Consider the following 5,055-nt stretch of genomic DNA (forward strand, 5'->3'; position numbering starts at 1 on the left):
GGTTGTTTTTCAAATAAACCAAAATGAAGAACAGGCGGTCGGATATGCTGGGAAGGGGGCTGTTCTTGTAGATGGAAGGACTGCGGCGTTTTCCGCTACGGCGTTCCCCAGTCATTTCATACTCGGACAAATAGTCCTCATGCGCAGCCTCGAAATAAGGGAGAAGCGCACAAAACTATTCATGGCTAACTCCCGTCAAGGCACGGAAACTTTTGCTGTTGTCTTTATGGTCGCGGTAATTCATGTTGCAAAGGTACGCGTATGCGCGATATATAACAAATCTAAATTACATAAACTCTAATCTACACACGTACCTATCTTTTATTCTCTCCGACACGTCATAATAGAACAAGAAAGGGCTGCCCCATCGGAGACAGCCCTCTATTTATCGGATTTCAATAAACGCTTTACTCAATAATGTCCTGTACAGGTTGCGGAGTCTCACCTTGTGGATTATTATCATCCTCAGTCAAGGCTTGGTTCGAGTTGATTTCGTTTTGCGGAATACGCCACAACAAAACATTCGAACCTGCAGGAATATAATATACAGAAGTCGGTTGAGGGTATCCTGCACCCCGACGGTCTATATCCTTGTTCAAACGCATGATGTCAAACCAAATCAAGCCTTCTCCCCAAAACTCAATACGGCGTTGGCGATAAATTTCATCTTGGATATCGGCCGCAGAAGCCGCCGTACAAGTATATTCCGGATCACGGTAAGACTGAATCAGGCTTTCCAATGTAGATTTTCCTGTTCCGGTATTGCCTCCCATTGCTTGAGCTTCAGCCATAATCAAGTACATTTCTTCGATACGCATCAACGGAATATCATTCGCACTTGCAGACTGACCAATGACATTGTTATACGAACCGAATTTCACCTGCGTATAAGCAGGATAAGAATAAGTATCCATCCACTCCTGTTGAGCGGCACTTAAGTTTACAGATGTACTATCTACACCTGTCCACCAACCTTTGCGGACATCGGTATCCGGAATGGTGTTATACAACGCCTTATTAATTTGCTTACCACCCGAGAAGTTGGCATAACCATAGTTCAAAGAACCCATGTGCGAGGGCCAGTTTACAATACCTGAAGACACGACATTATCTGATTCTTCCACCAATACGCCCCACATCCAGTCCGGTTCGCTCACATCCCAGAATGTCGGATAACTGACTTCTGCTATCGTTGCAGGACGAGCGTCAGACAAAGAGATTGCGGTTTGTGCCGCTTCCTCTGCTGCAGCCCATTCTTGCTTAGTCAAAGCCACACGGGCACGAATACCGTATGCCACCGCTTGATCGATGTAACGGCGGTCTGCACGGGTTGCTCCGGCATCCTCAGCAGCTTTCAAGAAATTGATGCCGGTTTCCAAGTCAGCTTCTATCTGGTCGTATATCTCCTGTACCGTAGCACGGGGAGCACCGTTAGCGGCTGCATCCGCCGAGTTCTCGTTAGTAATCAAAGGCACACAAGGCTTGTCCTGATTGCCTACATAGTTGAACTGGTACAACTGAGCCAAATTAAAGTAGCAGAACGCACGTGTGGCGTATGCACGTCCCAAATACATTTGGAACGTAGGGTCATCGGTTTCCGGGTCGAACGAAGCAATCGCATTATTAGAAGAGAAAATAATGTTATACAAATCGTTCCATACCATTTGGCATTCATACGAAGTATAATCCAAGTGGTCTGTATAAGTCAAGCTATTTCCTTGCCAATTATAACCATTATCGTCACTCACCACGTCCATGCCGTTGGCATCCGTACACAACATAATGGTCGGATAGCCGATATCATTATGACGGCTGGCTCCCAATGCATTCTCGTTCGGCATATATTCCTTAAATTGAGAATAAATGGCGTTGATAGCCGCATCCGCACGTTCCGGATTCAATTCATATACATCCTCTTTCTGGTCGGTCGTAACGACGTCTCCTTCCGGTGCTGTATCCAAATCCTGACATCCTGCGAATGCCAAGGAGAGAAGCAGGCTCGAAGCGAAAAGATATTTTGTTTTCATGTTCTTTCTCATTAATTTTAAGTTTTATCAATTAGAATGTCAAGTTAATACCTCCCGATATGGTACGGATCGGCGTATAAACGGCAGTAGTAGCACTGGTATAGCTTTGGCGCGGATCCAATCCCTTACGTGCCGAGATAAAGCCCAAGTTGTCTGCCGTAAAGTAGATGCGCAATTTCTCAATCTGCATCTTCTGAGTCCAGCTCTTCGGCAAGGTATAGCCTACGGTGATGTTATTGATATTCAAATAGTTCGAACTGGTCAAGAAACGGGTTGAAGAAGAGTTCACATCACGGTCTTGCGTATCCAGACGGGGAACATCGGTATGCGTATTGGTCGGAGTCCAAGCATTCAGGATGTCCTTATTCCAGCTATAACCCATATAATTATAACCGTTATGCATAGTCAATGCATATCCTGAATCGTAAATCTGTCCGCCCAATTGGTAAGAAAGCGAGATAGAAGCGTCGAATCCGTATGCCGTTACACTGGTTCCGATACCGCCATACACGGTCGGCATCATGTCGTCCGTTGCTACACGGTAACTCTGTGCCACATTATAATCTGTAGTAGTCTTACGACCAATGACATTTCCGTCTTCGTCCACATCGTCAATCCAATAGAGCGATTGTCCGGTTGCCTCGTCTACACCCGCATAATCCACTAAGTACATGCGGTACATCGATTCGCCTTCTTCATAAATACGGTTACCATCAATCAAGCGCCCGTTCAAGTTTTCATGCAATTCATTGATCTTGTTCTTGATGAAAGTCGCGTTTAAGTTCACGTCCCAAGTTACGTTCTTGTTCTGAATGATGTTGTAAGTGAAGTCCATTTCGAAGCCCGAGTTGGTCATCGAACCTACATTCATCGGCATCGAAGTATAACCCAAGCTACCTGCGGTAGGCAAGTTGTAAAGCATGTCAGAAGACTTACGTCCGAAATATTCCAATGTACCGGTCAGCTTGTTCTTAAACAACGAGAAGTCCACACCTACATTATACGAAGTAGAAGTTTCCCAAGTCAGATCCGGATTACCTTTATAATAAAGCACACCGTCCGAGAACACGCTGTTCGCACCCGTAATGCTGTATTGGTCGATATACGGATAATAGTTCTTATAGCCCGTACCATTCAAGATATCATCGTTACCCTGCTGACCGAAAGAGGCTTTCAGTTTCAATTGGTTCACCCATTCTACGTCTTCCATGAAAGCTTCTTCCGAGATACGCCAAGCCACACTGGCTGCCCAGAAGTCACCCCAGCGGTGATCGGGAGCAAAACGTGAAGAAGCGTCACGGCGGTAAGACACATTACCGATGTATTTGTCGTTATATGAATAGTTAACACGGGCGAAAATACCGTGAGTAGCATACTCATGTTTATTACCGCCTATCTGCCAGTTATCAATTGCATTGCTCAGATAATAACTTTCCGGATTATAGAGGTTAGTTCCATATCCGTAGAAGTCAGTCATTTCCATGCTATATCCATCGTAACCGGCGGTCAAGTCGATATGATGAACATCATCAACCGAGAACGTATAATTAGCCACATACTGCTGGTCGAAACCGAAAGTGCGCATGTGTCTCTGAGTTGCCGTACCGCCATAGGATGCACTCTGACCCATATAGGCATTACTCAAGTTGTTGAAACGGGTATTGTCGATGTGCAGACCGTAACGTGCCGTCAAGGTCAATCCCTTAATCGGAGTGATTTGCGCATACCAATTGGCATTGATAATATCCATCAGGTATTCGGTCTTATCGTAAATCAAGTCACCGGCAGGATTAGCAATAGACATAAACGCACGGTCCTGATTTGTACTTACTCCATCACCATAGTCATATACCTTACGCCCGTTATTGGTCATGATATTGCCATTGGCATCACGCACGTATAACGGATAGATAGGTGCCGCAAAGTTTGCGATATAGAAAGCGTTACCCGAAGAATTGCTAGTAGTCTGTTCTTCCGGATAACGGCTATTGGTAAAGTTATAAGCCACATTAGCGCCTACCTTCAACCAATCGTTTACCTTGTAATCACCGTTCAAACGACCGCTGTAACGCTTGAACCCTGAACCGTCGATTACACCTTGGTCATCCAGATAACCCAAAGAGAAATAGAACGTAGCACGGTCGTTACCGCCCGATACGCTCAGGTTGTACTCCTGACGCAACTTGTTCTTGAACATTTCCTTTTCCCAGTCATCCGGCGTATAATAATAGGTACCGTCATTGTAACCTAATTTCGCATTCGGATTAATGCGTCCATCGGTACCAATAAGTCCTTCGCCTTCCGGGAGGGTATATACCTGATAGCCTACGCCACCTGCCGATTTATTGAAGATAGAAGAATTGGCGTATGCGTGAGCCGTAGCCTCATCATAGCCCAAATTGTACAGACCGGCATTCTTCAAAGCCTGATAAGCCAACTCCATGTATTGATCCGGGTTATCAATCACATCGTAGTTGGTCACGGCACGTGAGTTCACACCCCATTTCGCATCAAAGTTCACACGAGCCTTGCCCGAAGCACCTTTTTTCGTAGTAATCATGATAATACCATTGGCACCACGCGCACCGTAAAGAGCGGTAGAAGCCGCATCCTTTAATACAGTCATACTCTCGATATCCTGTGTATTCAACGAAGAAAGGTCACCGTCGAAAGGCATACCGTCTACAACGTACAACGGTTCTGTACCCGCATTGATAGACCCTACACCACGGATACGTACCTTCGCATCCTCACCCGGCTGACCGTTTGAACTCTGAATTTGCACACCTGCAACCGCGCCCGCCAATGCATTCGTAATATTAGACACCTGACGTTTTTCGATTTTATCGGCCTTCATCACCGAAGCAGAACCGGTAAATGTACCTTTGGTAGCTGTACCGTAAGCCGTCACTACGACCTCATCCAACACCTCGGTATCCGAGTGCAGTACCACTTTCATAACCGGCTTAATTTCAAGCTCTTGTGTCTCCAGCCCGATGAAAGAAACCACCAAAGTTCCCGCCGAACT

2 protein-coding genes are annotated in these 5,055 nt (G+C 45.8%); both read right to left on the reverse strand.

The annotated features are described in order from the left end of the window. Positions 1 to 407: 407 nt before the first annotated feature. Positions 408 to 2,027: a RagB/SusD family nutrient uptake outer membrane protein gene (locus B5F78_RS15855; RefSeq protein WP_164470552.1), complete on the reverse strand. Its 1,620-nt coding sequence runs from the start codon at positions 2,025 to 2,027 to the stop codon at positions 408 to 410. Between the two features lie 31 nt (positions 2,028 to 2,058). Then, on the reverse strand, positions 2,059 to 5,055 hold a 2,997-nt coding region (locus B5F78_RS15860), incomplete at its 5' end, for a SusC/RagA family TonB-linked outer membrane protein (protein WP_241148277.1).

This window comes from Bacteroides sp. An279 (genome assembly GCF_002159615.1).
Classification (GTDB): Bacteria; Bacteroidota; Bacteroidia; order Bacteroidales; family Bacteroidaceae; genus Phocaeicola; species Phocaeicola intestinalis.